The organism is Serratia sp. DD3, assembly GCF_000496755.2.
In genome coordinates, this window is sequence record NZ_AYKS02000111.1 from 1 (window position 1) to 2923 (window position 2923).

Annotated in this window: 1 protein-coding gene; it reads right to left on the bottom strand. The window is 49.9% G+C overall.

What is annotated here, in order from left to right:
* Nucleotides 1–2477, bottom strand: a 2477-nt coding sequence (yrIlm, locus tag IO95_RS20655) for a YrIlm family inverse autotransporter adhesin (protein WP_051791320.1), incomplete at its 3' end; no start/stop codon positions are given.
* Between the last annotated feature and the right edge of the window lie 446 nt (nucleotides 2478–2923).

Genomic DNA, 2923 nt, shown 5'->3' on the forward strand with positions numbered 1-2923 from the left:
TTGCTGGTGCTCAGGTTGCTGCTGTCCGCCGTTAGCGTTACGCTGGCCGCATTGACCGCTAAGGCCGAACCCCCTACTTTGACGGTAATATCAGCCTGACCGGCGGTAGTACCCGTCAACAGCGCAGTGTAAGTGCCATCCTGGTGATCAATGGGGGTACCAATCTGGCTATTGGTCAAGCTGCTGATAAAAGTAACATTCTGGCCTGCCACTGAGTTACCGTTGGCATCCTTGAGGTTAAGCGTCAGGGTCGATGCACTGTTGTTATCCGCCACGATAGTGGACGGGCTCGCAACCAGCGTCGAGTTGCTGGCACTAATCGCTCCAGTTTTTAATGTAATACTGGTGCTGAGATCACTCAGGATGGTACCACCGACAGTAACCGTGGTATTCGCCTGCCCCACCACCATACCTGCGGTCAATGTCGCACTGTAGACCCCGTTGCCAATCTCGCTCACCGCACTGAGAGTACCCAGTGTCGTGGCAAAGTTGACCGTCTGGCCGTAAGCAAGATTGTTGTTAGCATCACGCAGCGTTAAGGTCACAACCGAAGTGGCGCTGCCATTAGCCTCAATCGTCGAGGGACTGGCTACCAAACTCGAGGTGGATGCCCTCAGGTTATTGATATCAGCAGTCAGCATCACCTTGGCTGGGGCTATAGCAATCTCAATCCCACCGACACTGGCCGTGATATTGGCCTGCCCGGCCGCCGTACCCGCCATCAAGCTCGCACTGTACACGCCGCGGCTGGTCTCAGTGACCGCACCAACGGTACCCAGCGTTGAAGAAAAGGTCACAACCTGACCACTTACTGGATTGTTGTTACCGTCCCGCAACGTTAAGGTTACCTGCGAGGTATCGCTACCGTTGGCGAGCATATGAGTCTGGTCAGCCATCAAAGTCGATAACTGAGTATTGAAACTGGGTGGCATCACCTTTATCAGTACTGTCGCGCGGTTAGAGGCATTACCTTGCGTATCGTAGGCAACGGCGCCAAAAAGGTAACTATGTTCAGTCTGGTCATTAGGCAGGGTAATGGCTAATGTCTGGGTAGCTGTTTGTTGTATCTTTCCCCCTGCTGCTATCAGTGCCCCACTGTCCCAGTCAATATGCGCTAAACCATATTTAGCGGTAACCTGTGCGCTTAGCATCAGCGTTGAACCGGCATCAGCGACCAACTCTTCTGGCATGGACAGATGGATCACTTCCTGCTTCTGATAGTCCAGCACAATATCATTATTACGCTCAACCAGGTCAAGGCGGCTACCTGCCAGTGTCCGGCTAGTGCCTACGGCTGACGGATCAATATGGGAACGCCAGTTCTCTCCTAGATGATAATTAAACTGCAAGCTGATGCTGTCATCTGAATTCCCACTGCTCCCCATGCGATGTTCCGCCCCCACAGTGAGCAACGGGATAGGGGTATAATCGATACCCGCAGTCACTGCATAGGGATCTTTCTGGAGGTGATCTTTACCAAATAGCGCGACGTTATCGCCATAGTATTGCTCATACATCAACTTACCACCCAGTTGTGGGTAAGCAGGCAAATAGGCTTCGGCTCGCACATCGTAGCCATCGGCCGGGCGTTCATTGTAGTCGGCAAAATCGCGCGACTGATGCCAGTCGCTCAGAGCAAAATAGCTGTTAGCAGACAATTTCAGATAGTCGGTCCAGACTTCAGCCCCCACGCCGACCCGCTGATTATCTCCGGTGATATCATCGTCAAAGAAGGTATTGATGCCGTACATCCAGTGATCATTGAAAGTACGAAATCCCATCCCCGCATTCACGGTATTACGGCTGTCTTTATTACGAACGCCCAGTTGAGTGAATAGCATGTTGCGCTGGTTGTCGTACAACGGTACCAACACATCCACAGCACTGCCATCAAGATGAGCATGGTCATCGACGTTCAACTGAACACGGGCAGTACCAAACTGACTCAACCACTGCTGGGCCGAATCATTGAGTTTATTGCTAGCCGCAGAACGGGCCATTGCCTCTGCCGATTTGGTGGCATTCTCACTGGCCAGCGCCTTACCACCGGTCATGGCGTAATCTGCCAGTTTATTGTCTGTCAGATCAGGCTGTTGTGTGCCTGCTTCAACCAGGGAAGACTTGCGCGGCACATCAATTTCATCCCCAACCGTTAATGTATTAAAAGGCTTGGAGAACGTACGATAGCGGTTAAGTTTTTTTAACTCATCAACGGAAATACCGTACTTTTTGGCTACCGTCGTGACACTTTCACCCACCCCTAGCGTATAGGCATCCGTCGCTGCCGACGTTAACGTGGTGTGCTCAGAAGAAGCTGCTGCAATCGCCGGAGTAAACGACAAGCTTACAGGTAACAGCAACTGAACGAGAATATTAATCCAGGTAATGATTTTCATTTTCCGTGGCGGAGCCCCAATCACCGGCCCCTCCGGTTCTGATGCATTACCATAGTTTTTTTTATCAACTTTATGTGGCATTACGCAGTTATCCTATTTAATAACGGGCAAGGCAAAATCTCTCAAATTTGCCCAATTTCCACCCTATTTTCTAAAAAGCATTAAAGATGCTCACTGACTCAATCTGGTATCAAGCCGTGAAGTGGTAATAGGGTTCATGATAAAAATCGTGTAATCGTAATGGGGAAAATGGGGAAGCAATATAACGTGAAGTCAACGCCGCCTTATCCCTGATTGGCATCTACTAAAAAAAGAACAAATATGGAACAGTCGTTCTCGTTTCAACCTATATACTCGTCATCCTTCAAGCCGCTTGGGTGTTAGCTGCACTCTGTCACCCCAGTCATATAGTCAGCTATGCTCCTGGGAACTCCATCGTTGACTGCCTACAAGCAACTCGAATTATTTAGTGTATAAATAATGATAGCCCTCCCTAATTATGCGTATTACGCCATTCATCCTAAAAT